The following is a 26,934-nucleotide window of genomic DNA, read 5'->3' on the forward strand; positions in this document are numbered from 1 at the left end:
CCGCTGGATCGCTCCAGCGGCTTTTTCGTTGGCGGGACGCCTGAATTAAGCGTGAGCCAGAGCGACGCCGCGCTTTGCATCGACGGAATAAGCGCCGGGACCGAAGGCGGCGAGCAGGATGTAAGCGCCGGCCAGGGTGATGTTTTTCATCAGCATGATGCCGTTCAGCGCATTGATCCAGCCAAGCGCCGGGTCAGGCCAGCCGGGAACGGCAACGGTGCCGCTGTGGAAAACGAGGCCGGTGAAGACGCAGAAGACGGCAAGCGCCCAGGCGGCGATTTTCGTCTGGAAACCGACGAGAATGGCAAGGCCGGTCACGAGTTCGAAGAGGCCTGCGAGATATGCAAGCGCGGTTGCGGCAGGCATGCCGGCACCGGCGATCATGCCGGCCGTACCGGCCGGATCGGTCAGCTTGCCGAAGCCGGCATAGATAAAGATGAAGGAAAGCAGAATGCGGGCAATAAGAACGAGAACGTTCTGGCTGCTGGACATGGAAATCTCCGGTAAATGATCGGCGTTTCGCCGGTTGGGGCAATGTCTGGAGATATCAATGACTGAAAATCATTCGCCCATAAAGATGAACAACAGAAGACGAATTGTCTTTATTTTGTGAACGATGGTGAAACCGGAAACAGGATATCAGGCGGCGAAGCGCATGTCTTCGAAACGGGGAAACAGGAACAGTCCCGTGATACGACCGGGCTGGCCATCTTCAAAATTGAAGGATTCACCCATGCAGATGACCGGTTGCCGCAGGGCCGGCAACATCGAGATGCCGGTTGAAAAGCAGAAACGCGAGGGGGCGGAAGAAGCCTGTTCGAATAGTTCCAGCACCCGGGCGTGGTCAGCGCGGTCGTAACAGCGGACGAGGCTGAGCAGGCCGCATTCACCCGGCGGCACCCCATGCATGAAAGATGCTTGTTCGCCGAGCCGGATGACACCGCTCGAAAGCTCACTGCTCCATTCTTCCGAAATGAAGAAACGCGCCAAAGTCCGTGGATCCGGTGTGGTGGGAGCCGCCGCGGGCAAAGCATCGTTGCGTCTTGATATTTCGAACAATTCGCGCCCCCGTATGAACATCGCGCCGGCGCCGCTTTTGAAGCGTTATCGCCGGGTCGAACTTCCACCGCCATCCGCAGTCGGACGTATCTGCCAGGCATCGAAACCCCTTCAATGCTTGCGTCCCGTCGCGGCACCCTTACGGGGGCTGCTTATAGTTTATTTTCTTCTACCTACAACAACCAGTCAGTGAGAAATATAAAAATAACATGTATTTCTTCTTCAAAACCGCGAGACTTGTGAAAAGCCACAACTAAATAGCGTACTTACAGGTCACTTGGCGCCGATATCGGGTCCCGTGGTGATGATGATTCGCAGCAGCGCCACCGCAATATTCCATGAGCCGCAAAAAAACGGCGGGATAAATGCGGCGCTGTTCCAAAACGGGACAATATTTGAGCCCTTCCGCGTGGGCCTTCGAAATTGTGCAACCGGTTGATTTTACGAGGCATCTCTCTGGGAAGTGTCGACTTTCTGCTCAGTCTGGCGTCGAGGTTCACAGACTGCGGTCCTTTCTCTTCGGTCAGGGGATAAGGCCGATCCGACAAGTGCCGTTCATTATCCCGATGACAGGACTGATTAGAAGTCCATGCCGCCCCGTCCGGCGCGCTGGCGACGCCGGACCACTCAAGGGGCATGGGCGGCCAAAGAAAAAGGGCGATCCGAAGACCGCCCATTTATTATTCCGATGGCAGAACTGGTTAGAAGTCCATGCCGCCCGTCCGGCGCGTTGGCGACGCCGGACCACTCAAGGGGCATGGGCGGCCAACGAAAAAGGGCGATCCGAAGACCGCCCTTTCATTATTCCGCTGACAGAACTGATTAGAAGTCCATGCCGCCCATGCCGCCGCCCGGCATTGCCGGCATCGGAGCGTCCTTCTTCGGAAGCTCGGCGATCATGGCTTCGGTGGTGATCAGCAGCGAAGCAACCGAAGCTGCGTTCTGCAGAGCCGTGCGGACAACCTTGACCGGGTCGACGATGCCGAGCTGGATCAGGTCGCCATATTCGCCGGTCTGGGCGTTGTAGCCGTAGTTGTCTTCGTTCTTCTCGAGGATCTTGCCAACAACGATCGAAGCTTCGTCACCAGCGTTGTCTGCAATCTGGCGAACCAGAGCCTGCAGGGCGCGGCGGATGATGTTGATACCAGCTTCCTGGTCGTCGTTTTCGCCCTTGACGGCGATCTTCGTGGACGAACGCAGCAGAGCCACGCCACCACCAGGCACGATGCCTTCCTGAACAGCAGCGCGCGTCGCGTTGAGAGCGTCGTCGATGCGGTCCTTCTTTTCCTTCACTTCGACTTCCGTCGAACCGCCAACGCGGATAACGGCAACGCCGCCAGCGAGCTTGGCAAGGCGTTCCTGCAGCTTTTCGCGGTCGTAGTCGGAGGTGGTTTCTTCGATCTGGGCCTTGATCTGGGCAACACGACCTTCGATGTCGGACTTCTGGCCGGCGCCGTCAACGATCGTGGTGTTTTCCTTGGAGATCGAAACCTTCTTCGACTTGCCGAGCATGTCGAGCGTAACGTTTTCGAGCTTGATGCCGAGGTCTTCGGAAATGACGGTGCCGCCGGTCAGGATGGCGATGTCTTCCAGCATGGCCTTGCGGCGGTCGCCGAAGCCAGGAGCCTTGACGGCAGCGATCTTGAGGCCGCCACGCAGCTTGTTGACGACGAGCGTTGCAAGAGCTTCGCCTTCGACGTCTTCAGCGATGATGACGAGCGGCTTGCCGGTCTGAACGACAGCTTCGAGAACCGGCAGCATGGCCTGGAGGTTCGAGAGCTTCTTTTCGTGCAGGAGGATGTAGGCGTCTTCGAGGTCAGCCACCATCTTTTCCGGGTTGGTCACGAAGTAGGGCGACAGGTAGCCGCGGTCGAACTGCATGCCTTCGACGACTTCGAGTTCGGTTTCAGCGGTCTTGGCTTCTTCAACGGTGATGACGCCTTCGTTGCCGACCTTCTGCATTGCTTCAGCAATGTCGAGACCGATCTGACGTTCGCCGTTTGCGGAGATCGTGCCGACCTGCGCAACTTCTTCAGAGGTGTTGATCTTCTTGGCCTTGGCCTGAAGGTCCTTGACGACTTCAGCAACGGCCAGATCGATACCGCGCTTCAGGTCCATCGGGTTCATGCCGGCAGCGACTGCCTTGGAACCTTCGCGAACGATGGCCTGGGCCAGAACGGTCGCGGTGGTGGTGCCGTCACCGGCGATGTCGTTGGTCTTGGAGGCAACTTCGCGAACGAGCTGTGCGCCCATGTTCTCGAACTTGTCTTCCAGTTCGATTTCCTTGGCGACCGAAACGCCGTCCTTGGTGATGCGCGGAGCGCCGAAGGACTTGTCGATAACGACGTTACGACCCTTCGGGCCGAGGGTTACCTTCACTGCATCAGCAAGAACGTCGACACCCTTGAGCATCTTTTCGCGTGCTGTGCGGCCGAATTTTACTTCTTTGGCTGCCATTTTCAAAACTCCTGGTTTCGAATGGCCGGACCGGGTCCGGCTTGAAATTTAAGGAAGGATGGGGTGGCCGAAATCAGCCGATGATGCCCATGATGTCGGCTTCCTTCATGATCAGAAGGTCTTCGCCGTTGAGCTTGACTTCGGTGCCCGACCACTTGCCGAACAGAACGCGATCGCCAACCTTGACGTCGAGAGCGACGACCTTGCCGGCTTCGTCACGTGCGCCGGAACCGACGGCGACGATTTCGCCTTCCTGCGGCTTTTCCTTGGCGGTGTCGGGAATGATGATGCCGCCCTTGGTCTTTTCTTCGGACTCAACGCGACGAACAACGACGCGATCGTGAAGCGGGCGGAAATTGGTGCTTGTCATTGTCTAATCCCTCGATCAAATGACTGCGCGAGCTTTTGGAACTCGCCTGATGGGTGTTAGCACTCTCGTTTATCGAGTGCCAGCGAAACCGAGATAAGGAGGGCTTCTTCCGGAGTCAAGAACGCCCTGTCTGAAAAATTTCATGGCTTATGGTTACCAGCGTTCCATGACAGGAATTTCTATGTCTGCGCGATGCTATGAAGCTTCACATCGGGAGGCTGGAAGGCTCGAAAAGCGCGCCGCTGTCTTCCTCAGGCTTGTCCCGGGAATATGATCTGACAACGCATTGATTTTCGTGACGGGTTTGGACGCGCGGTACAAGCCTGAGGATGATGTCGAGTGTGACGAGCCATTCCGTTCAGTCCGAAGCCCGGACCGGCGGCGCTTTTTTCCTTGCCATCGGCGTCCCGCTTTGCGATGTGACGCACACACTCTTCTCGCATCCGGAAAGCATCTCATGGCCCACCGCATTCAAACTCTCGGCGAAATCACTGATGGGTTCGACGTTATCCTGTCGGATGTCTGGGGCGTGCTGCACAATGGCGTCAGCGCCTTTCCGGACGCGGCCATTGCCCTGAGAAGCGCGCGCGAGGCCGGCAAGACCGTGGTTCTCATCACCAATTCACCGCGTCCCGCGCCCGGCGTCATCGCCCAGCTGCGTGTGCTCGGCGTGCCCGACGAGGCCTATGACCGCATCGTCACCTCGGGCGATGTAACGCGTGGCCTGATCGCGGAAGGCCCCAGAAAAGTCTTCCTGCTGGGACCGCAGCGGGATATGCCGCTGTTGGAGGGTCTCGATGTCGAGGTGGTTGGCGAGGCCGACGCGGACTCCGTGGTCTGCACCGGCTTCTTCGACGACGAGACGGAGACGCCGGAGGACTATACCGAAATGCTTAAGGGCTTTATTGCCCGCAACGTGCCGATGATCTGCGCCAACCCGGATCTGGTGGTGGAGCGCGGCGAGCGCATCATTCCCTGCGCCGGCGCCATGGCCGCCTATTACGAACAGCTTGGCGGCGAGGTTCGCATCGCCGGAAAGCCGCATGCGCCGATCTATGAGGCCTGCCTTGCAGCGGCCAAGGAAGTGCGCGGCGCCTTCGCCAAGGATCGCGTTCTCGCCATCGGTGACGGCATGCCGACGGATGTGAAGGGCGCGATTGCGAGCGGTCTCAACCTTCTTTATATCAGCGGCGGCATTCACGTCGCCGAATATACGCTGAACGGCCAGACGGACGAGGCGCTTCTCAATGCCTATCTCAAGGGGCAGGGCGCTTCACCCGGCTGGTGGATGCCCCGACTTGCCTGAGGACGCATTTCTACGTCTCGCCTCGGGAATAGCTGGCGCTGGAATGGATCGACTGTCATGACCGTCTTTCACCGCAATGAAAAAAAAGAGCCGCTGCCCGAAGCTCTTCGTGGCGGCGTCGTCGCCATAGGCAATTTCGATGGCGTGCATCGCGGCCACCGGGCCGTGCTGGATCGCGCGCTGGAACTGGCGGAAGCCCGCGGCGTCCCCGCGCTGGTGCTGACCTTCGAGCCGCATCCCCGTTCCGTGTTCAGGCCCGATACTCCGGTCTTTCGCCTCACGCCTGCGCCATTGAAGGCGCGCATTCTTGAGGCGATCGGTTTCCGCTCGGTCATCGAATATCCGTTTGACCGCGAGTTTTCGCAGCGCTCGGCGGAAGAGTTCGTCCAGTCCATCCTGATTGACTGGCTGCATGCGAGCGCCGTCGTCACCGGTTTCGATTTCCATTTCGGCAAGGGCCGGGAAGGTGGGCCGGCATTCCTGATGGAAGCCGGAAAACGCCATGGCTTCGATGTGACGCTAGTGGACGCTTTCCGCGACGAGGGCGCGGATGTCGTCTCTTCCAGCCGGATACGCTCGCTTCTGTGCGAGGGTGATGTGGCGGGCGCCGCAGGGCTGCTTGGTTACCGTTTCACGGTGGAAAGCGAAGTCATCGGCGGCCAGAAGCTTGGCCGCACGCTGGGTTACCCCACCGCCAACATGGCGCTGGCGCCGGAAACGGAACTGAAGGCCGGCATATATGCCGTCCGCTTCCGCCGACCCGATGGCTCGATCCGCGACGGCGTGGCGAGCTTCGGCTATCGCCCGACCGTCACGGACAACGGCGCAGCGCTGCTCGAGACATTCGTCTTCGATTTCTCCGGTGATCTTTATGGCGAGGTCTGTTCGGTCTCTTTCTTCGGGCATCTGCGCGATGAGTTGAAATTCGATGGTCTCGATCCGCTCGTGGCGCAGATCAAGCGGGATGAAGAAGAGGCGAGGGCGATGCTGTCGGGTGTGCAGCCGCTGAGCGAAGTGGATGCGAAGATCGCGTTTTGAGCAGGCTGTGGGGCATGTCCTTATTCGCCCGCCCCTTGCCGTCGCTTTTCTCTTCCTTTTTACCGGAAAACCGCATAAACAACCGGCCATGTCCCAATACCGGTTGAAATTTGCAGTTCAGATTGGCCGAATTATTGGCCCGGCCTTCCGCCCGCTCTGAGAGAGCCGGAAGGTCCGGGATTTTGGCGCTTCTGTGACAGACGGACGTGGCGCTTTCCGAATTTGCCCTCTTTGCAATTGATATGGCGCGGCCCGCACGGCGCGCAACAACGGTATGATCATGAGCGACACCGCAGAAAAACTGGACTACTCCACCACCCTCTATCTTCCGCAGACGGATTTTCCGATGCGCGCCGGCCTGCCGCAGAAAGAACCGGAAACGGTGAAGCGCTGGCAGGAAATGGGTCTCTACAAGAAGCTGCGCGCCTCGGCCGCCGGCCGCGAGAAATTCGTGCTGCATGACGGCCCGCCCTATGCCAACGGCAATATCCATATCGGCCATGCGCTGAACAAGATCCTGAAAGACGTCATCACCCGCTCGTTTCAGATGCGCGGTTACGACGCCAATTACGTGCCCGGCTGGGATTGCCACGGCCTGCCGATCGAATGGAAGATCGAGGAAGCCTACCGCGCCAAGGGCAAGAACAAGGACGAGGTTCCGGTCAACGAATTCCGCAAGGAGTGCCGTGAGTTCGCGGCCGGCTGGATCAAGGTCCAGTCGGAGGAGTTCAAGCGCCTCGGCATCGAGGGTGACTTCGAAAACCCCTACACGACGATGAATTTCCACGCGGAAGCCCGCATCGCCGGCGAACTTTTGAAGATCGCCAAGAGCGGCCAGCTCTACCGCGGTTCCAAGCCGATCATGTGGTCGGTCGTGGAGCGCACGGCGCTGGCGGAAGCGGAAGTCGAATATCATGACGTCGAGAGCGACACGATCTGGGTGAAGTTCCCGGTCGTTGAAGGCTCTGCGGAGCTTGATGGCGCTTCCATCGTCATCTGGACGACCACGCCTTGGACGATCCCCGGCAACCGTGCCATCTCGTTTTCGTCGCGCATCGCCTATGGCCTTTATGAGGTCACGGCGGCGGCCAATGATTTCGGGCCGCAGCCGGGCGAAAAGCTCGTCTTCGCAGACAAGCTGGCAGCCGAATGCTTTGCCAAGGCGAAGCTCGAATTCACACGCCTGCGCGATGTGAAGGCGGAGGAGCTCGCCGCTGTTACCTGCGCCCACCCGCTGGCATCGCTGGGTTACACCTTCCCTGTTCCGGTTCTCGATGGCGATCACGTCACCGACGATGCAGGTACCGGCTTCGTGCACACAGCCCCCGGCCATGGCCGCGAGGACTTTGACGCGTGGATGGCGCAGGCGCGCGATCTGGAAGCGCGCGGCATCTCCTCCAAGATCCCGTTCACGGTCGGCGATGACGGTTTCTACACCGAAGACGCCCCCGGTTTCGGCCCGTCGGCCGAAGGCGGTGCCGCCCGTGTCATGGACGATAACGGCAAGAAGGGTGACGCCAATGACCGCGTCATCAAGGCGCTGATCGCGGAAAACAACCTGTTCGCCCGCGGCCGTCTGAAGCACAGCTATCCGCATAGCTGGCGCTCCAAGAAGCCTGTCATCTTCCGCAACACGCCGCAATGGTTCGTCTATATGGACAAGGAACTGGGCGACGGAACGACGCTGCGCTCGCGTTCGCTTTCCGCCATCGACCAGACCCGCTTCGTGCCGGCTTCCGGCCAGAACCGCCTGCGCGCCATGATCGAAGGCCGCCCGGACTGGGTTCTGTCGCGCCAGCGCAGCTGGGGCGTGCCGATCGCCGTCTTCGCCGACGAGAAAGGTGAAGTTCTGATCGACGAAGCCGTCAACGCCCGCATCCTCGAGGCTTTCGAGGCCGAAGGCGCGGACGCCTGGTTCGCCGAAGGCGCCAAGGAACGCTTCCTCGGCAATGACCACGACCATGCCAAGTGGCAGCAGGTCATGGACATCCTCGACGTCTGGTTCGACAGCGGCTGCACTCACACCTTCACGCTGGAAGACCGCCCGGACTTGAAGTGGCCGGCGGATGTCTATCTCGAAGGCTCCGACCAGCATCGCGGCTGGTTCCATTCGTCGCTGCTCGAAAGCTGCGCGACGCGCGGCCGTGCGCCTTACAATGCCGTTGTGACCCACGGTTTCACCATGGACGAGCAGGGGCGCAAACAGTCGAAGTCGCTCGGCAACGTGGTTGCTCCGCAGGAAGTCATGAGCCAGTCGGGTGCCGATATCCTGCGCCTGTGGGTGATGACGACGGATTACTGGGAAGACCAGCGCCTCGGCAAGGCCATCATCCAGACCAATGTCGATGCCTATCGCAAGCTGCGCAACACCATCCGCTGGATGCTCGGTACGCTCGCCCATTACAAGGGTGAGGAGATCGCCTATGACGATCTGCCGGAGCTGGAAAAGCTGGTGCTGCATCGCCTGTCCGAACTGGATGGCGTTGTTCGCGAAGGTTATGACGGCTTCGAGTTCAAGAAGATCACCCGTGCGCTGATCGACTTTGCCAATGTCGAGCTTTCGGCCTTCTATTTCGACGTCCGCAAGGACACGCTGTATTGCGACGCGCCGTCGTCGCTGAAGCGCCGCGCGGCCCTGTCGGTCATCGCCAAGTTGTTCGATTGCCTGGTGACGTGGCTTGCCCCCATGCTGCCCTTCACCACGGAAGAAGCGTGGCTGTCGCGCTACCCGGATGCGGAGTCTGTGCATCTCGCCCAGTTCCCGGAAATCCCGGCAAACTGGAAGAATGATGCGCTGGAAGCGAAGTGGGAAAAAATCCGCAAGGTCCGCACCGTCGTGACGGGCGCGCTTGAAGTCGAGCGCCGTGAAAAGCGCATCGGTTCTTCGCTGGAAGCGGCTCCGGTCGTCCACATCGCCGACGCCGATCTTCTGGCCGCGCTGAAGGATCAGGACTTCGCCGAAATCTGCATCACCTCGGCCATCACGGTTGTGGGTGACGAAGGCCCTGCCGACGGTTTCCGCCTGCCGGAAGTTCCGAAGGTCGTGGTCGAGCAGAAGCTCGCGGAAGGTGAAAAATGCGCGCGTTCGTGGCGCATCACCACCGATGTCGGCTCCGATCCGGATTATCCCGATGTCTCGGCGCGCGATGCGGCCGCCCTGCGCGAGCTTGCGGCCCTGGCATAATGAAAATGGCCGGATGAATTGCGCTTTGCCTCTTCATCCGGTACACCTGCCTGAAAATGGCCGGATTTACAGGGCAATGCGGGCTGCCGCCTGCCGAAAGACGATGTCTGGCGAAGTGGGACGGACGGCTGGAAGGGTTTCAATGAAGACGATGCAGGGTAATGCGCAGGGTTTGGGCATGTTTCGCACGGTGGTTGGCGTCACGACGATAGGCGTGCTGCTCGGCGCGTGCACGAGCCCGACCTACGGTACGGGCAAGACGGCAGCCGAACAGCTTGTCGACGATCTCGGCAACGCAACCTCGATCACCGGCGACCAGACCAAGCGCAACCTGAAATATGGTCCTCGCCCGGGCCTCGTCGTTCCCGCCCAGGCCCGTGCCGAGCAGCTGGCTCAGCCGCAGCAGAACATGGCGAGCCGCGAAAACAACCCGCAATGGGTCGAATCGCCGGAAGAAACCCGCGAACGCCTGCGCGATGAGGCGGATGCCAACAAGAACAACCCGCATTATCGTTCGCCGCTGCTCGCCGGCAACGGCACCGCCGGTCAGATGACCGAAAGCCAGAAGTGGGAAGCCTTCCGCAAGGCCAAGGCCGAAGCACAGGGCGGCTCTGTGGTCAACGCCCAGCGCAAGTTCCTCACCGATCCGCCGGCCGAATATCGCAGCGTTCCGCAGGATCAGCTGACCGATCTCGGCGAGCCGGAGCAGAAAAAGGAAAAGCGCCGCAAGAAAGAAGCGGCAATGGCCGGCACCGGCAAGAGCTGGTGGAACCCCTTCCAGTAATGGCGAATGGTTGATGGCTGGCGGGAAGGCTTACGCCTCCCGCGAGTCGCTCAGTCGTCGAGACGTTTCCCGCGGAAAAATTGCCGCAGGATGTCAGCACTTTCACTCTCCGCCAGTCCCGAATAAACATCCGGCGCATGATGGCATGTCGGCTGGCTGAAGAACCGCACGCCACTCTCCACTGCACCGCCCTTCGGGTCTTGCGCGCCATAATAGAGCCGACGGATACGGGCAAATGAAATTGCCGCCGCGCACATGGTGCAAGGCTCCAGTGTCACATAGAGATCGGCACCGGGCAGGCGTTCCTGTCCCAGCGCCTCGCAGGCCATACGGATCACGGCGATTTCAGCATGCGCCGTCACATCGTTCAATTCACGGGTGCGGTTGCCGGAACGGGCGATGACGCGACCGTCCAGTACCAGTACGGCGCCGATTGGAACCTCCTGCCGCTCGCCGGCGGCACGGGCTTCCCAAAGCGCCAGCTCCATGAAATGCGTCCTTTCGGCCATTGCGTTTCAATTTCCTCTTAACCCTTGTGCTTGGACCTGATAGGACAGCCCAAACAACAGGCAAACAGCAAATGACTTTTAAAGACAAGCCGAAGCGTGACGGCGGCAAGACATTTAGCCGAGACAGGAAGCCGAAAGGCCCCGGCAAACCTGCAGCCGAGCGCGAAAAGAAACCTGCCGAGGCAAAGGCCGCCCCGGTGCCGGAAACCGTTGGCGCCTCGAAGCCCGAGCGCATTTCCAAGATCATGGCGCGCGCCGGCGTGGCTTCGCGCCGCGATGTCGAGCGCATGATCATGGAGGGCCGCGTGTCGCTGAACGGCGTCAAGCTGGATACGCCTGTCGTCAACGCCACGCTGTCGGACAAGATCGAAGTGGATGGCATGCCGATTCGCGGCGCCGAGCGCACGCGGCTGTGGCTTTATCACAAGCCCGCCGGTCTGGTGACCACCAATTCCGACCCGGAAGGCCGCCCGACCGTTTTCGACAATCTGCCGAGCGACCTGCCGCGCGTCCTCTCCATCGGCCGCCTCGATATCAATACCGAAGGCTTGCTGCTGCTTACCAATGATGGCGGTCTTTCCCGCGTTCTGGAATTGCCGACCACCGGCTGGCTGCGCCGTTACCGCGTGCGCGCCCATGGTGAGGTGGATCAGGCGGCGCTCGACAAGCTGAAGGAAGGCATCGCCGTCGATGGCGTGCTCTACGGCGCGATCGACGCCACGCTTGACCGTACCCAGGGCCACAACGTCTGGATCAGCATGGGCCTGCGCGAAGGCAAGAACCGCGAGATCAAGAACGTGCTCGGCGCGCTCGGCCTCGAGGTCAACCGTCTGATCCGTGTTTCCTACGGTCCGTTCCAGCTGGGTGATCTGCCCGAAGGCAAGGTGCTGGAAGTGCGTGGCCGAATGCTGCGCGACCAGCTCGGCCCGCGCTTGATCGAACAGGCGGGCGCCAATTTCGATGCGCCGATCTACAATGCCCCCGTTGAGGACGAGGAAGACAACGCGCCGAAGCGGCCCGCGAAGGCCGAATGGGCAAAGAGCGATGCGCCGGAAGGCAAGCCACGCTTCGAAAAAGGCGGCAAGTCCGAGGACCGCCGTGAAAAGGCGCTTGGCCGCCTCGACACCAAGCGGGGCGACAAGCCCGCCGGCAAGTTCGGCTCCAAGCCTGCCGGCAAGTTCGGCGCCAAGGGCCGCACCGAGGATGAGGGTGACGACCGCCGCCCCCGCCAGCCTGCCGGCACAAGCCGCACGGCCAATGTCTGGATGGCGCCTGGTGCGAAGCCGACCCGTGACGGCAAGGAACGCAAGTCTTCGGCCCGTGCTGAGGCGGAAAGCCTGTTCAAGAAGCCTTCTGCGCAGGACGAAGCCCGCCGCAGCCTCGTGCGCCATGCCGATGAAGACGGTGAGTGGATTCGTTCCGAACCCACCCGCGACGATGACCGCGGGCAGGGCCGTGGCGATCGCTCCGCACGTGGCGAGAAGAATTTTGGCGATCGTGGCGGACGCGGCGGCAAGTCGTTCGGCGATCGGCCGTTCCGCGACCGTCCCCGTGAAGATGGCGACCGCCCGCGTGGTGCCAAGCCGTTTGGTGACCGTCCGGCCCGGGGCGACAAACCCTTCGGCGACCGGCCCTTCCGTGACCGCCCGCGCGAAGACGGTGACCGTCCGCGCAGCGACCGCCCACGTGGCGAAAAGAGTTTCGGCGATCGCACCGCCCGGGGGGAAAGACCCGCCGGTGACCGTCCGTTCCGCGACAGACCCCGTGACGACGGTGATCGCGCCCGCGGCGAGCGGCCAGCGGGTGACAAGCCCCGCGGCGGCAAGCCGGGCGGCAAACCCGGCTTTGGCAAGCCGTCCTTCGGAAAATCGGGCGAGCGTGGCGAACGTTCGGGGTTTTCCGGAAAAGGCGCTGGCGGCAAGGGCCCCGGCGGTAGTAAGCCGGGCGGCAAGGGCCCGGGTGGCAAACCTTCTGGAGGCAGGGGAATGACACGTAATGCGGATCGTAGGCGGTGAGTTCCGCGGCCGGAGCTTGGCCGCGCCGAAAACAAATTCCATTCGTCCGACCATCGACAGGACGCGGGAAAGCCTCTTCAACATTCTGAGCCATGCCTATCCGGAAAGTCTGGATGGCACGCGTGTTCTGGACGTTTTCGCCGGAACCGGTGCGGTCGGGCTGGAGGCGCTTTCGCGCGGCTGTCGTGTGGCGCTCTTCGTCGAAAACGGCGTCGAGGGCAGGGGTCTGCTTTGGGAAAATATCGATGCGCTGGGTCTGCATGGCCGCGCCCGCATCTTGCGGCGTGACGCCACCAAGCTCGGCGGCGTCAACAATATCGAGCCGTTCGATCTTCTTTTCGCCGATCCGCCTTATGGCTATGGCCATGGCGAAAAGGCTTTCGCGGCTGCCCATAGTGGCGGTTGGCTCAACGCCGGCGCGCTTGCCATTCTGGAAGAGCGCGGCGATGTGACGGTCAATGTCGATCCGGCGTTTAAGCTGCTTGAAAGCCGTATCTTCGGCGACACGAAGATGCATTTCTACCGCTACGAGCCCTGACGGGGAGTGCCCCGTCACGCCACGGTCTTGTCGTGTTTGCCGGATAGGCAGACCCCTTCACCGTGGTAACCAGTTTTGGGTGTTTCGCATGGATCAGGCTGGGAACGAAAGCGTCACGATCGTCCGCGCCGGAGAAGAAGTTCTCGAAGGCGATGGTGCGGGCAATCATGAGCCGACATTCGGACTGGCGCTCGGCGGCGGCGGCGCACGCGGCATCTGCCATATCAACGTTATCGAGGCTTTCGACGAACTCGGCATCCGGCCCGTGGCAATTTCCGGTTCGTCCATCGGCTCCATCATCGGCGCGGGCATGGCGGCCGGCATGTCTGGCCGCGAAATCCGCGAATACACGCTGGAACTTATGGGACGCAAAGGTTCGGTCGCCAACCGGCTCTGGAGCCTCGGCCCGGCATCGATGCGCCATGCGGTGGACGGTTTTCGTCTCGGCCAGTTCAATCTCGAACTCATTCTCCACGCCTTGATGCCACAGACGCTGCCGAAGGATTTTTCCGAACTCGCCATTCCGCTGAAAGTGATAACCACGGATTATTACGCCCAGACCGAAGTGGTGGTCGAGAGCGGCGAGATCATCCAGGCGCTGGCGGCTTCAGCCGCCATTCCGGCGCTGTTCATGCCTGTTCGTATCGATGGCCGCATCATGATCGATGGCGGTATCTTCAATCCGGTCCCCTATGAACATTTGCTGGATCACGCCGATATCGTCATTGGCGTCGATGTTGTCGGTGGTCCGGAAGGGGATGGAACCACCATGCCCAGCCGATTGGAAAGCCTGTTCGGCGCCAGCCAGCTGATGATGCAGGCGGCGATTGCCCTGAAGCTCAGACTGCGCCCGCCACACATTTTCCTACGCCCTCCGGTTCACCGTTTCGGCGTGCTGGACTTCCTGAAGTCGGAAGAGGTGCTGAACGCGTCGTCCAGCATCAAGGATGATCTGAAACGGCAGATCGAACTGCAGGTAGAGCTGTTTCATCGCGGGCAGGGCGTGGAGGCTTAAGCAGTAATCCCTGAGTATTCGCTAGGAACGAGCGGGTACCACTGGTTTCTTCTCCCCGCCGGGGAGAAGGTGGCCCGAAGGGTCGGATGAGGGGGGAACGTTGCCGGATTTCGGAGAACTTGCCCCTTCATCCCGCTGCCGCGGACTTCTCCCCGGCGGGTAGAAGAAAACAAGTGGCGCTATCCCAGCCACTACGAAGAACGCATTTCACAACGACACCTCCGTCTCGCTGTCCTCCATATCCTCTTCTTCCTCCCGCTTTTCCGCCTTGTTCTTCGGCTTCATCAGCGGTTCCGGCTTCACCTCGCGTACCGGTTTGTTGTGCAGCATCTGCCGGCCGGCGGCGAGGCCTTCCACGGCTTGCAACTGCAGTCGCTCCTCATCGCGTTCGCGAATGTCGTCGGCAATCGCCAGAGCCCTGTCGCCATCCATATCAAGCCCCTCGAGAATGCGCCTACCAAACAGCAGGCCGGATTCCAGCGTTTCGCGGAGCTCATATTCCACGCCCTTTTTCCTGAGGTCGATCGAATGAATGCGGTCATAGGAGCGGGCATAGATGCGCACGCTTGGAAACTCCGACTGGATCATGTCGATGATACGGTCGGTGACTTCCTTCTTGTGGGTGCAGACAGCCACTAGATCGGCCCGTTCGATGCCGGCGGCGATCAGCACGTCCTTGCGGGTGCCATCACCGAAAAAGATACGGAAACCGAAACGGGCGGCCTGACGCACGCGATCGGCGGAACTGTCGATCACGGTCACATCGCGCCCGCCGGCGAGAAGGATCTGCGAGGCGATCTGACCGAAACGGGAAAAGCCGATCATCAGCACATCCGCGCCGGCTCCGTCGAAATCCTCTTCCAGCTTGTCTTCTTCCGCATCCTCCGCCGTCAGCCGACGGGAAATCACCGCAAGAAGCGGCGTCAGCGCCATGGAGAGCGTAACGACGGCAACGAGGATCGAGGCCGTTGCCTGCGGAAACAGCCCCGAGGCGGCCGCCGTGGTGAAAAGCACGAAACCAAATTCGCCGCCCTGCGCCAGAAGCAGCGCGATGCGGCTCGACGCATAACGCGATGAGCCTGCGATGCGGCAGAGGCCATAGATCAGCGCCGCCTTCACCGCCATCATGACAGGCACGGCGATCAGGATAAGCACGATGTTCTCATAAACGATATGGACGTGCAGCGACATGCCGACGGCCATGAAGAACAATGCCAGGAACAACCCGCGAAACGGCTCTATATCGGCCTCCAGCTCGTGCCGATAGGAGGATTCCGACAGCATCAACCCCGCCAGCAACGCGCCCATGCCCATCGACAGGCCGACCGCCTCCATGATCGCGGCGGCGCCGATGACGACGAAGAGGGCGGCGGCGATCATCACCTCCCGCGCGCCGGTGCGGGCGATGATCTGGAACATTGGGGTGAGAAGATACCGCCCGGCAAGGATCATTCCGGCCACCGCGACGACGGAGGCGATGAGATCGGACACCATAGAGTCCGTCGGCACATCGGGCCGGTTGGAAAGAATGGTGACAAGGGCAAGAAGCGGCACGATGGCGAGATCTTGAAACAGCAGGATCGAGAAGGACCGGTTGCCGTGCCTTGTATTCATGTCGCCGTCATCGGCAAGGATCTGCAGTGCAAAGGCGGTGGAGGAAAGCGCAAGGCCGAAGCCTGCGACGAGGCTGCCGCGCCAGTCGATCAGCCCCGCCCACCATACAATCGCCGCAAGCACACTGCCCGTCACCAGTACTTGCGCAAGCCCCAGCCCTAAAATATCGCGCCGCATCTGCCAGATGCGCGACGGCTTGAGTTCCAGCCCGATGATGAAGAGCAGGAAAACGACGCCGAGTTCCGAGACGTTGAAGATGTCCTTCGCATCGGTGACCAGATGCAGGAACGGCCCGATGACGATGCCGGCCACCAGATAACCGAGCACGGTGCCAAGTCCGAGTTTGCGGAAAACGGAAGCCGCAATGACCGCGCCGGCCAGAAGCAGCAAGGGTTCGGAAAAGAGAGCGTCGTGCTCGGTCATGCGGGCGAACTTTCGAATAGGGTGGCGATGGCGCCCTCTGGACGGAGAAAGCGACGTTTCGCCCTTGATGCGGGGTTGCTGGCACAATAAATGGAACAGGAATGAAAGGCCAACTCATGTCCTCAGAAATAGATTCTTCCAAACTTCTCGAGCGCGCCAGCCAGCTTGTCGATCTTGCCCGGGCCGCCGGCGCGGATGAGGCGGATGCTGTTGTCGTGCGTTCGCGCTCACAATCGGTCGGCGTGCGGCTCGGCAAGGTGGAAAGCACCGAATCCTCCGAAAGCGACGATTTTTCCCTGCGTGTCTTCGTTGGTCGCCGGGTGGCAAGCGTTTCGGCCAATCCCGGCTTCGATCTGAAGACCTTGGCGGAAAGGGCAGTGGCCATGGCGAAGGTTTCGCCGGAAGACCCCTTTGCCTGCCTTGCGGACAAGGAACGGCTGGCAACTTCCTATGACGATCTCGAGCTTTTCGATGCAACGGACGTATCTGCGGATCAATTGCGCGAGGCGGCCCTTGCTTCGGAAGAGGCGGCGCTGGCGGTCAAGGGCGTCAGCAATTCCTCCGGCGCCGGTGCATCGAGCGGGATGGGCGGCCTCGTTCTCGTCACGTCGCATGGCTTTGCCGGCAGCTATATGGGCAGCCGTTTCAGCCGTTCCGTCAGTGTCATCGCCGGCGAAGGCACGAAGATGGAGCGCGACTACGATTTCGACAGCCGCCTTTATTATGCAGATCTCGATGCCGCCGAAGAGATAGGCCGTCGCGCCGGTGAAAAAGTCGTGCGCCGCGTCGGTCCGCGCCAGGTCGATACCGGCAGCAACATCACGGTGGTGTTTGATCCCCGTATCGCCCGCGGCTTCGTCGGTGCGATTGCAGGCGCGATCAACGGCGCTTCCGTTGCCCGCAAGACCAGCTTCCTGCGCGACAAGATGGGCCAGCAGGTGCTGAAAAAAGGCCTGTACCTCACCGACGATCCTCAGATCGTGCGTGGCCCTTCCTCCCGTCCTTTCGATGGCGAAGGTGTTCGCGGCGAAAAGATGACGATGATTGAGGACGGCGTTTTGAAGCACTGGTTCCTCTCCACCTCCGCGGCACGGGAACTCGGCCTGGAAACCAACGGCCGCGGCGTGCGTGGCGGCACTTCGGTCTCGCCGGCCTCCACCAACCTTGCTCTGGAGCCCGGCGATCTTTCGCCGGAGGACCTGCTGGGGCAGGTCGGGTCGGGCTTTTACGTCACCGAGCTGATCGGCCACGGTGCCAACATGATCACTGGTGAATACAGTTGCGGCGCGAGCGGTTTCTGGATCGAGAACGGCGAAAAGACCTTTCCGGTTTCCGAGGTCACGATTGCCTCGAACCTGAAGGACATGTTCATGCGGATCACGCCAGCCAATGATATTGATCGCAAATACGGCATCGCGGCCCCGACGCTCGCCATCGAAGGCATGACGATCGCAGGCAAGTGAGGCGACCTGCGGGGTTTTCGCTGGCGCTTCATATGCAAGTGCGAACAGAAAAACGGGCGCGCCATCTGAGGCGCGCGGAAAAGACGGCAAGATGAACGACATGGATGAGGCCCGCTGGGCCTCCGATCTGAGGCTGGTCCTCGAAGCCGCCCGCAAGGCGGGCGAGACAGCCCTCGGTTTCTTCCGCAAGGATCCCGAGGTCTGGTGGAAGAATGGCGGGCTTTCGCCGGTAAGCGCGGCCGATTACGCCGCCAATGAAATCCTCGAAACCATTCTGCGCTCCGCCCGGCCGGATTACGGCTGGCTTTCCGAGGAGACGGATGACGATACGGACAGGCTTTCCCGTTCCACCGTCTTTGTGGTCGATCCCATCGACGGCACCCGCGCCTTCATTGGCGGCAGGGATACCTGGTGCATCAGCGTTGCCGTGGTGCATGAAGGGCGACCGGTGGTGGGCGTACTCGTCGCACCGGCGCTGTCGGAGGAATTTACCGCGATAGAGGGCGGCGTGGCGTTAAAAAACGGAAGCCCCATCTCCGCAAGCGGCGGCAATACCGGCACCTTCCATCTCGCCGCCGCGGCAGAGGCGATCACGCATCTGCCGGAAACGATGCGCAACAATGTCGAGCGTGTCCCGCATGTGCCGTCGCTGGCCTACCGGCTGGCGATGGTGGCGGATGGTCGTATCGACGGTACGCTGGTCATGCCCAACTCACACGAGTGGGACCTGGCCGCGGCCGATCTCATTCTCGAACGCTCCGGCGGCCGGCTTGCCGGTCTGGATGGCAAACCTCTGATGTATAATCGCCGTCGGGTGAACCACCCCGCATTGTGCGCCGCAGCAAATTATGCGCTGCCTGCACTTTTGAAAGCGTTTTCACATCCGTCTGGCAGTTGACGTTTGGCGGGAAATCCCGCAGATGAAGGCCTCTCTCAGAGTTCAAGAAAGAGATAAGACATGACGGAAACTGGCAAACCGAAACAGCTGCTGCACCTCGTCTTCGGCGGCGAACTGGAAAACCTTCAGGATGTTCAGTTCCGGGATTTGAGCGCGCTCGACATCGTCGGCATCTATCCAGATTACGCCTCCGCGCTCACGGCTTGGAAGTCGAAGGCACAGATGACTGTCGATAACGCCCATATGCGTTATTTTATCGTGCATATGCACCGTCTTCTCAATCCTGACGACAAAATTTGAGTCCCTTTGCCCTTGCGTTGTAATACTATTGGATGAAAGCGCGCTTTCCCGTGATTCCTGCGCGAGCGGCGCAGCCCGGGAATGCCGATGCGAGAAAATGTGATCGCGCTTTCGTTTCCGATGACAAAAAATGACGCAATTTGAGAAGAAGTAGGCGGCGATAACAACCAGAACAGGGGCAGGGCATTGCGCGGAATGATCAAGGGCAGACTGTCATGAGCAGCCGTATCGCACGTTTCGCTCTTTCCGGTTACCGCATTGCCGGTATCGCCGCTTACCCGTTTGCCAAGCCCTATCTTTCCTATCGGGCCGCCAAGGGCAAGGAAGACAAACGCCGCCGGCTCGAACGTTTCGGTTATGCGAGTGCCGAGCGCCCGCGCGGGCCGCTCGTCTGGTTCCACGCCGCAAGTGTCGGCGAAACGCTGGCGCTCATTCCGCTCATCCGCGAAATCCGCAAACGCGACATCTTCGTGCTTCTGACCACGGGTACGGTCACCTCGGCCGAACTGACCCGCACCCGGCTCGGCGATGACGTGATCCACCAGTATGTGCCGCTCGACATCAAGATCGCGGTCAACCGTTTCCTGACCTACTGGGCACCCGATGCCGCCATCACGGCCGAGTCCGAAATCTGGCCGGTGACGATGATGGAACTGGAGCGTCGGCACATTCCGCAGATCCGGGTCAATGCACGCCTTTCCGACCGTTCCTTCGATCGCTGGAAAGCTCGCCACGACATTGCTGAATCGCTGTTTTCCAAGCTGGCGCTGGTGGTTGCCCAATCCGATCTCGATGCCGAACGTTTCCGCGATCTCGGTTCCTGGCCGGTGGTGATATCGGGTAACCTCAAGGGTGACACCGACCCGCCGCCCTGTGACGAGGCGCTGCTGGAGAGCTACCGCAAGCAGGTCGGCAATCGCAAGACATGGGCGGCGATCTCAACCTTCGACGGTGAGGAGAAGGCCGCGGCCACCGTGCATGCGGCGATCAAGTCGCGCAACGGGCAACTGACCATCATCGTGCCGCGCCATCCCGAGCGTGGAGATGAGGTGGAGGCCATGCTGAAGGGCATGAATCTCTCCGTTGCTCGCCGCAGCCGCAATGATGTGATAACGCCTGAAACCGATATTTTCCTCGGGGACTCCATTGGCGAAATGGGGCTCTACCTGCGGCTGACCGAGCTTGCCTTTGTTGGCCGCTCGCTGACGGCCGAAGGCGGGCAGAACCCGCTGGAGCCTGCCATGCTTGGCTGTGCGGTTTTGTCGGGCGCGCATGTGCAGAACTTCCGCGAAGCCTATCAGAAGCTGATCCGCGCAGGTGGTGGCCGCATCATCCGTGATGTGGAGATGCTGGCAAAGGCGGTGCATTATCTGCTCGTCAACGATAATGAGCGTTACAAGATGATCGATGCGGGCAATCGGGTCATTCAGGATATGCGCGGCGCGCTTTCCTCCACGGTGAAGGCGCTGGAGCCCTATATCAACCCGCTCACCGTTTCCGCCAAGCTGCAGCCGCGGAGCGCCATCGGATCATGGTAGCGGATATAGAACTCAACGCCGCGCAGTCAATCGCCGCAGTGCTTTTCGACAAGGACGGCACGCTGCTGGGCTATGACGCAAGCTGGGGACCGGTGAACCGCGAACTCGCGTCGATTGCGGCCAAGGGAGATCCCGTCCTCGCCGACAGGCTTCTCTCCGCCTGCGGCATGGATCCCGTTACCGGTCATGTCGTGCCCGACAGTCTTCTGGCCGCCGGCAACACGGCGGAGATCGCCGCCGGTCTCGTCGCCGCCGGCTCGCCCTGCGATGTTGTCGAGCTCACGCAACGTCTCGACCGGCTTTTTACCGAGGCCGCGGATAAATCCGTGCCAGTGACCGATCTCAAGGGTTTTTTCGCGAGGCTGAAGGCTCGCGGCTACAAGCTCGGTATCGCCTCCAGCGACAACGAAAACTCCATCCGCCAGACGGCCATCCGCTTCGGTTTCGAAAACGATATCGATTTCGTTGCGGGATATGACAGCGGTTACGGCACCAAGCCGCAGCCCGGCATGGTCCTCGGCTTCTGTCAGGCGATCGGTATCTCTCCCGACCGCGTGGCCGTCGTCGGCGATAATAACCACGATCTGCATATGGCGAAAAACGCCGGCGCGGGTCTCAGGGTCGCCGTTCTCACCGGCACCGGCTCTCGCGAAAGCCTGGGTGCGGATGCCCATTATTGTTTCGATGACATCACCGGGCTCGAAGCGCTGCTGCCGGAAAGGGCTGTTTGAAGCGGTGCCGCACGGTTTGCATTGTCGCGGCACTCTCCACGTCCCGTCATGCCGGCCTTGAGCCGGTATGACGGAGAAAATGGATATCGCGGCGCGCAGATTGAAGTTCCATGTTAAATCACGGCCAGTCCGTATCAGCACCGGTGCGTAAAGCTGTCTATTCGGATTTTGCAATTTACGGTTTTTTCTGGCAAACAACCTCCCAGACGTGAAATGGCGAACGCAATGCCGTGGGCGACCCGGCCGGGAGCGGGAATAGATGGTTTCTGAAGCGCCGCCCTTCTGGTGGCAGAAAGCGGGCTGGCAGGCGTGGCTCCTGTCTCCTTTCTCGCTTCTTTACGGCAAGGTCGCCGGCCGGCGCATGCGGACGGCAAAAAGGGCAAGTGTCACCGTTCCGGTCATCTGCATCGGCAACTTTACCGTGGGTGGCGCCGGCAAGACGCCGACGGCAATGGCAATTGCAAGGGCCGCCGTTGCGAAAGGCTTGAAACCCGGATTTCTCAGCCGCGGTTATGGCGGCACACTGGATGTCACCACCCTTGTCGATCCCGCACATCATCGCTCTGCCGATGTCGGAGACGAGCCGTTGCTTCTGGCGCGCGAAGCGGTGACGGTGATTTCGCGCCGCCGCGTTGAGGGTGCGCATCGCCTGATCAAAGAGGGCGTCGATCTCATCATCATGGATGACGGGTTTCAGAGCGCGCGTCTGACGCTGGATTATGCGCTTGTCGTCATCGATACAATGCGCGGCATCGGCAACGGCCATCTGGTGCCGGGCGGTCCGGTAAGAGCTCCGCTCGCCGAACAGATGCGGCATATGACCGGGCTCCTGAAGGTCGGTAATGGTCACGCGGCCGATGCCCTTGTGCGGCGAGCCGCAAAGGCTGCCAAACCCGTTTTCGTTGCGGCGATCACGCCGCAGGAGCCGCAGGATTTCAGGGGAAGGCGTGTGCTGGCCTATGCGGGCATAGCCGACCCGGCCAAATTTTATCGAACCGTCGAAGCGCTCGGCGGCGATATCGTGATGCAGCGCTCTTTCCCGGATCATCACCACTTCAGCGATGACGAGATTGCCGATCTTCTGCAGGACGCAGGCAAGGCGGATCTGCAACTTGTCACCACGGCCAAGGATGCCGTGCGGCTTAACGGGCACCACGGCCGGGCAGAGGAATTGCTCTGGAACAGCCTGGTGATCGAGGTCGACATGGTGTTCGACGATCCCAATGCGGCTGGAACCATTATCGATACGGCCGTGGCGAACTGCCGCGCCCGTTTGCTTCGGGATAATTCGCGGACGTCGCTTTAAGGTACCGAGAAAAAGACAAACCGTCGTGCGCCGGTTTCTCCTCACTGACGGGACGAGCATAGGGACGAGGGAGGCACACGCGCGACACTCGACGCGTCGCTTCCCTCCTTATGCCGGCAAAGTACCAGCCTTCTTTTCGGCTTCCAGAGAAGCCGCGGCATCCACATAGGCCTCCTGCCGCGCCACGCTCCAGTAGCGCAGCTCATCGAGCGGAATGCTCTTGCCTGTCATGGCGCAGATGACATGCGAGCCGGTCTGGACGATGCGGAAGTCACCGTCGAGATATTCGATGACGGCGAGGCGATTGCCGCCTCCTTCAAATCTGTTCATCCGTTTTCGTCTCCTGCTCTGTCCTGTCAGGGCACCCAGTCCGAAACGGCGTAGCGTTTTCCTGAACAATCCGGATGCTCCAGTATCCTGAATTTATATAGGCCGGCGTGGCGCAAGGCCAGCCCCGACGCCCGTGCATGTAAGAAGGCGTCAGCTGCGGCCGAAGAGCCGTTCTATATCGGAAAGCTTCAGTTCGATATAGGTCGGACGGCCATGATTACACTGGCCCGAACCCGGTGTATTTTCCATCTGCCGCAGAAGCGCATTCATCTCCTCCGGCCGCATGCGCCGGCCGGAACGCACCGAGCCGTGGCAGGCCATCGTGGCGGCGACATATTCCAGCTTGTTGGCAAGCGTCGAGGCGGCGTCCCATTCGGCGATCTCGTCGGCAAGCTGGCGCACCAATCCCTGCACGTTGACCTCACCCAGCATGGCCGGGGTTTCGCGAACGGCGACGGCACCCGGCCCGAAACGCTCGATGACGAGCCCCAGCGCATCGAAACTGGTGGCGTGATCCATCAGCCGGTCGCAATCTTCTTCCGGCAGATCGATGATTTCGGGGATGAGCAGCACCTGCGAAGCCGGCCGTTTGGAATGCAGCGCATTCCGCATCTGCTCGAAAACCAGCCGCTCATGCGCCGCATGCTGGTCGACGATGACAAGGCCGTTTTCTGTCTGCGCGATGATGTAGTTCTCGTGCAGCTGCGCCCGCGCGGCCCCGAGCGGGTAGAGCGTGGGCTCGGGCAAGGAGCTCGCGCCGGCTTCATAAGTTTCCCGAGACTCGGCCCGCGCCGTTGGGGTGGTGATGTCCGAGAAATGTGATTGTACCGCCTCCGAAAACTGCGTTGCGCCTGAAACGGCGAGCGGCCGTGACGGCGAGGTCGCGGCGGACCATGGCGCGGGAGCGGTCGTGAAAGGCGATGGCCTGAGGCCAGAAGGGCTATAGCCGGGGCGGAAGGCGTTCATCATCTGGCTGGCGCCCGTCGTTGCCGCCCTGTCGCCGTCACGCGTCAGCGCCTGGCGGATCGCGCCGACGATCAGCCCGCGAATGAGCCCGGGGTCGCGAAAACGAACGTCGGATTTCGCCGGGTGTACGTTCACATCCACAAAGGCGGGATCGAGCGTGATGGAAAGCACCGCGACAGGATATCGCCCATGCGGCACGGTTTCGGCATAAGCACCGCGAATGGCGGATAAAAGCAGTTTGTCCTGCACCGGACGGCCGTTGACGAAGACATATTGATGCGCCGAATTGCCACGGTTGAAGGTGGGCACGCCGGCAAAGCCCGTCAGCGTCACATCCTCACGCCCGGCATCGATTTCAATGGCGTTGTCCTTGAAGTCCGCACCGAGAATCTGCGCCATGCGGGCCAGATGATCGTCACCCGTCGACGGAATTTCGAGCGTCGACCGATCCGTGCCTGACAGCGCGAAGCGGATATGCGGAAAGGCGATCGCCATGCGTTTGACGACTTCGGTGATTGCGGCCGCTTCGGCGCGTTCCGTCTTCAGGAATTTCAGCCGTGCCGGTGTGGCGAAGAACAGGTCGCGCACCTCGACGATGGTGCCGGCATTCGAGGCGGCCGGCCTCACATCGGAAACCTTGCCGCCGGTGACGGAAATCACCGAACCCTGCTCCGCGCCCTGCTGGCGGCTGGTGATCGTCAGCTTGGCCACGGAGCCGATGGAGGGCAGTGCCTCGCCGCGGAAGCCGAGCGTGCGTATATCGTCAAGTGTATCGGAAATCTTCGAGGTGCAGTGCCGCCTGACCGCAAGCTCGAGATCGGCCGGAGACATGCCACAGCCATTGTCGGTAATCCGCACCAGCCCCTTGCCGCCGCCCGCCGTGGCGATCTCGATGCGCGTCGCCCCGGCGTCGATGGCATTTTCCACCAGTTCCTTCGTGGCGCTGGAGGGTCTTTCGATGACCTCGCCGGCGGCGATCTGGTTGATAAGGGTTTCTGAGAGCTGCTTGATGGCCATGATCGCCATTTTCGCGGATTCGCGCCGGCTTCGAAAGCAAAAAACTGAGACTGCGGAAATTTGCACATGTTTTGCAGGTTGCATGGCATCGGACCATTTCCGCCAATGCAGTTTAAGCGTTAATCCGCCCTTAATCGCCCTTGTTTATGGTGGGGCAGCTTGAAATGACCGCAGAAACGAGGCCGCCTCTGCCGGGTGGTGTGTGACGTCGACTATGGGTGAGCGTCATCTTCTCCTCAAGACTGCTTCAAGCGGCAAACCCTGATGTCTGTTTTCCGGAATTTTCGTTTCATCCCGGCATCTGCCCTGGACGATTCCAATAGAAACAAAAGCCTGACCCATTAAAACAGGCGGGAGTTTGCAGTTGAGTGATTTGGCGTCCTCCGGCGCGGGCGTTCATACGGTGATGCTTGATGCCCTTTGCGACGCGCTTGGCGCGGCGATCGTCGTTTACGACCGTAACGATCACATTATTTTCGCAAGCCGGAAGCTCCTCAGTTTTTTCCCGCTGGAAGAGGCCGTCATCGGCCCCGGCGCGCGGCTGCGCGATTATCTGGGCGCCCTGTACGATTGTTACCATATCGAGACGGAAAATCCTGCCGCCAATGCCCGCCAGCTCGGTCGGGAAGAGTGGATCGGCGAACGGCTGGCTCTGCACTGGAAGGAACGGTCTGAAAAAACCGAACGGCTGAAGGGGGAGAGGTTCCTGCGCTTTGTCATGAACCGCCTGCCATCCGGTCTCGGCGTTAGTGTCCTCGCGGATATTTCTGAACAGAAGAAGCGCGAAGAACAATGGCGTATCGATCTCGAGCGCGTACAGCTCCTCGAGGATATTCTCGACAATCTGCCGTTTCCCGTCTTCGTCAAGGACCGGAACCTGGCCTATGCCGCCGTGAATAAATCCGCCTGCACCCTGGTCGAAACCAGCCCCGAGAGCCTGCTCGGACGCACGGTCTTCGATCTCCATTCACGCAAGGTTGCGGGGCGGATCGATGCGGCCGACCGGACGGTACTGGAGAGCGGCACGCCAAGCGTCATTCCGGAAAGGGTGAGACGCCTGAACGGCGAAGAGATACTGACGATCACGCGCAAACAGCGCGTAGGACGGCCAGGCCGTTATTTCCTGGTGACGACGATGGAGGATGTGACTGCGCTCGCCACGCTCGATGCGAACGGCATGCCCGTCATCCCTTCTCTGGAGCATGTGGCCTTTGTGTCCTCAACCTATGGAAAGGATGAGGAGAAGGAAGGCCGTAACGGCTTGCTGAAAAGCAAGGCGGTGCTGGTCGTCTCCGAAAACAGCCGCTTTGCAGAGGCCGCCGGCCGCCAGCTCACGGCAGGTGGCATGGACCATGCAGCGGTGACGAGCGAGGAAGAGCAGCGCGCCTTTATCGATGTCGCCGCCTCCGCCGGGGTTGCCATCGATGTTGTTGTCATCGACGCCCAGATGAGCATCGCATGCCTCGATATTGCCGCGGCACACCATCTGCCCGTCGTCAGCATCGAGGAGGACGAGATTGACGCGTCGTTGTTGCATCATGTGGCTGTAGGGCTCCATTCGGTGCCGAAGGAGAAATCGGTAGAGGAGGACTGGGAGATCATGACGCAGGACCTGCCCAAAATCCTCAGCAACGGCGGCGTGTGCGACGTTCTTCTCGTCGAGGACAACCGGGTCAACCAGATCGTTTTTTCGCAGATACTTGAGGGTCTCGGGCTTTCCTGGCGGCTCGCCACGTCGGGCGAGGAAGCGCTGCGTCTCTTCGTGGAACAGGCTCCGTCGGTCGTCCTGCTTGACACGACGCTTGCCGATATCGACGGCTTCGAGGTCGCCCGCCGCATGCGCGATCTTTCGGGTGAAAAGCGCATTCCTGTTGTCGGCGTCATTACCCACGCATTCGAAGGCGACCTCGACAAATGCCTTGCATCCGGGATGGAGGACATGCTGCTGAAACCTGTCAGCCCCGATATGGTGGAGGCTGTTTTTGTGCGGCTTTTTGGCAAGGACGTGCTGCAGCTGCAGGCGTGATAGCCCCCCCTCCATCGAACGGCGTGGCGTAAACATACAATTAATTG

General features: G+C 60.8%; 22 protein-coding genes. 14 read left to right on the forward strand and 8 right to left on the reverse strand.

Annotation, left to right across the window (positions count from 1 at the left end):
• Positions 1-45: 45 nt before the first annotated feature.
• The 4 genes from ACZ47E_RS01555 to groES all read right to left on the reverse strand — a co-directional run bounded on the left by ACZ47E_RS01555 (position 46) and on the right by groES (position 3,886).
• Positions 46-492, reverse strand: a complete 447-nt coding sequence (locus ACZ47E_RS01555; RefSeq protein WP_004440191.1) for a DoxX family protein — start codon at positions 490-492, stop codon at positions 46-48.
• A gap of 147 nt (positions 493-639) precedes the next feature.
• A complete protein-coding gene (locus ACZ47E_RS01560; protein WP_037090831.1) occupies positions 640-1,080 on the reverse strand; it encodes a hypothetical protein in 441 nt (146 codons plus the stop codon).
• Positions 1,081-1,881: 801 nt separating this feature from the next.
• Positions 1,882-3,516, reverse strand: coding sequence for a chaperonin GroEL (groL, locus tag ACZ47E_RS01565; protein WP_004440194.1), 1,635 nt, complete (start codon positions 3,514-3,516; stop codon positions 1,882-1,884).
• Between the two features lie 73 nt (positions 3,517-3,589).
• Positions 3,590-3,886: a co-chaperone GroES gene (gene groES, locus ACZ47E_RS01570; protein WP_004440196.1), complete on the reverse strand. Its 297-nt coding sequence runs from the start codon at positions 3,884-3,886 to the stop codon at positions 3,590-3,592.
• 457 nt (positions 3,887-4,343) lie between these two features.
• On the opposite strand from groES, the gene ACZ47E_RS01575 reads away from it, so the two are divergent.
• The 4 genes from ACZ47E_RS01575 to ACZ47E_RS01590 all read left to right on the forward strand — a co-directional run bounded on the left by ACZ47E_RS01575 (position 4,344) and on the right by ACZ47E_RS01590 (position 10,198).
• Positions 4,344-5,192: a TIGR01459 family HAD-type hydrolase gene (locus ACZ47E_RS01575; RefSeq protein WP_004440197.1), complete on the forward strand. Its 849-nt coding sequence runs from the start codon at positions 4,344-4,346 to the stop codon at positions 5,190-5,192.
• A 57-nt stretch (positions 5,193-5,249) separates the two neighbouring features.
• The gene (locus ACZ47E_RS01580; RefSeq protein WP_004440200.1) at positions 5,250-6,230 is read left to right on the forward strand and encodes a bifunctional riboflavin kinase/FAD synthetase; all 981 of its coding nucleotides are present in this window, start codon (positions 5,250-5,252) and stop codon (positions 6,228-6,230) included.
• 280 nt (positions 6,231-6,510) lie between these two features.
• Positions 6,511-9,414, forward strand: a complete 2,904-nt coding sequence (ileS, locus tag ACZ47E_RS01585) for an isoleucine--tRNA ligase (RefSeq protein WP_034496298.1) — start codon at positions 6,511-6,513, stop codon at positions 9,412-9,414.
• Between the two features lie 142 nt (positions 9,415-9,556).
• Positions 9,557-10,198 carry a hypothetical protein gene (locus tag ACZ47E_RS01590; RefSeq protein WP_004440212.1) on the forward strand — a complete coding sequence of 214 codons (642 nt, stop codon included), beginning with the start codon at positions 9,557-9,559 and terminating at the stop codon, positions 10,196-10,198.
• A gap of 50 nt (positions 10,199-10,248) precedes the next feature.
• Here ACZ47E_RS01590 and ACZ47E_RS01595 read toward each other — a convergent pair whose 3' ends face one another.
• On the reverse strand, positions 10,249-10,707 hold the full coding sequence (locus tag ACZ47E_RS01595; protein WP_004440213.1) for a nucleoside deaminase: 459 nt from the start codon (positions 10,705-10,707) through the stop codon (positions 10,249-10,251).
• A gap of 71 nt (positions 10,708-10,778) precedes the next feature.
• On the opposite strand from ACZ47E_RS01595, the gene ACZ47E_RS01600 reads away from it, so the two are divergent.
• The 3 genes from ACZ47E_RS01600 (at position 10,779) to ACZ47E_RS01610 (ending at position 14,275) form a co-directional block, all read left to right on the forward strand.
• The gene (locus ACZ47E_RS01600; RefSeq protein WP_153776678.1) at positions 10,779-12,722 is read left to right on the forward strand and encodes a pseudouridine synthase; all 1,944 of its coding nucleotides are present in this window, start codon (positions 10,779-10,781) and stop codon (positions 12,720-12,722) included.
• Positions 12,703-13,260: a 16S rRNA (guanine(966)-N(2))-methyltransferase RsmD gene (rsmD, locus tag ACZ47E_RS01605; RefSeq protein ID WP_004440217.1), complete on the forward strand. Its 558-nt coding sequence runs from the start codon at positions 12,703-12,705 to the stop codon at positions 13,258-13,260. The genes ACZ47E_RS01600 and rsmD overlap by 20 nt, the downstream gene beginning before the upstream one ends.
• An 88-nt stretch (positions 13,261-13,348) precedes the next feature.
• On the forward strand, positions 13,349-14,275 hold the full coding sequence (locus ACZ47E_RS01610) for a patatin-like phospholipase family protein (protein ID WP_153776679.1): 927 nt from the start codon (positions 13,349-13,351) through the stop codon (positions 14,273-14,275).
• Between the two features lie 207 nt (positions 14,276-14,482).
• On the opposite strand, the gene ACZ47E_RS01615 is transcribed toward ACZ47E_RS01610, so the two are convergent.
• Complete coding sequence (locus ACZ47E_RS01615; protein ID WP_004440219.1) at positions 14,483-16,312, reverse strand: monovalent cation:proton antiporter-2 (CPA2) family protein; 1,830 nt, start codon at positions 16,310-16,312, stop codon at positions 14,483-14,485.
• 116 nt (positions 16,313-16,428) lie between these two features.
• On the opposite strand from ACZ47E_RS01615, the gene ACZ47E_RS01620 reads away from it, so the two are divergent.
• The 6 genes from ACZ47E_RS01620 to lpxK all read left to right on the forward strand — a co-directional run bounded on the left by ACZ47E_RS01620 (position 16,429) and on the right by lpxK (position 22,548).
• On the forward strand, positions 16,429-17,775 hold the full coding sequence (locus ACZ47E_RS01620) for a TldD/PmbA family protein (protein WP_006699509.1): 1,347 nt from the start codon (positions 16,429-16,431) through the stop codon (positions 17,773-17,775).
• A gap of 91 nt (positions 17,776-17,866) precedes the next feature.
• Positions 17,867-18,673, forward strand: a complete 807-nt coding sequence (locus ACZ47E_RS01625; RefSeq protein ID WP_004440221.1) for a 3'(2'),5'-bisphosphate nucleotidase CysQ — start codon at positions 17,867-17,869, stop codon at positions 18,671-18,673.
• A 60-nt stretch (positions 18,674-18,733) separates the two neighbouring features.
• Positions 18,734-18,973 (forward strand): DUF4170 domain-containing protein, encoded by a 240-nt coding sequence (locus tag ACZ47E_RS01630; RefSeq protein WP_004440223.1) that lies wholly within the window; start codon positions 18,734-18,736, stop codon positions 18,971-18,973.
• 215 nt (positions 18,974-19,188) lie between these two features.
• Positions 19,189-20,511, forward strand: a complete 1,323-nt coding sequence (waaA, locus tag ACZ47E_RS01635; protein ID WP_006699512.1) for a lipid IV(A) 3-deoxy-D-manno-octulosonic acid transferase — start codon at positions 19,189-19,191, stop codon at positions 20,509-20,511.
• On the forward strand, positions 20,505-21,242 hold the full coding sequence (locus ACZ47E_RS01640; RefSeq protein ID WP_004440228.1) for an HAD family hydrolase: 738 nt from the start codon (positions 20,505-20,507) through the stop codon (positions 21,240-21,242). Before waaA ends, ACZ47E_RS01640 begins: the two co-directional genes overlap by 7 nt.
• 259 nt (positions 21,243-21,501) lie before the next feature.
• Complete coding sequence (lpxK, locus tag ACZ47E_RS01645) at positions 21,502-22,548, forward strand: tetraacyldisaccharide 4'-kinase (RefSeq protein ID WP_045532635.1); 1,047 nt, start codon at positions 21,502-21,504, stop codon at positions 22,546-22,548.
• Positions 22,549-22,656: 108 nt separating this feature from the next.
• Here the strand turns inward: lpxK and ACZ47E_RS01650 are convergent, their stop codons facing one another.
• Positions 22,657-22,878, reverse strand: a complete 222-nt coding sequence (locus tag ACZ47E_RS01650) for a DUF2093 domain-containing protein (RefSeq protein ID WP_004440232.1) — start codon at positions 22,876-22,878, stop codon at positions 22,657-22,659.
• Between the two features lie 150 nt (positions 22,879-23,028).
• Complete coding sequence (gene mutL / locus ACZ47E_RS01655; RefSeq protein ID WP_278067495.1) at positions 23,029-24,861, reverse strand: DNA mismatch repair endonuclease MutL; 1,833 nt, start codon at positions 24,859-24,861, stop codon at positions 23,029-23,031.
• A 406-nt stretch (positions 24,862-25,267) separates the two neighbouring features.
• On the opposite strand from mutL, the gene ACZ47E_RS01660 reads away from it, so the two are divergent.
• Positions 25,268-26,887, forward strand: a complete 1,620-nt coding sequence (locus ACZ47E_RS01660) for a response regulator (protein WP_345797549.1) — start codon at positions 25,268-25,270, stop codon at positions 26,885-26,887.
• Positions 26,888-26,934: the final 47 nt, after the last annotated feature.

This window comes from Agrobacterium sp. 5Ca39 (assembly GCF_055382365.1).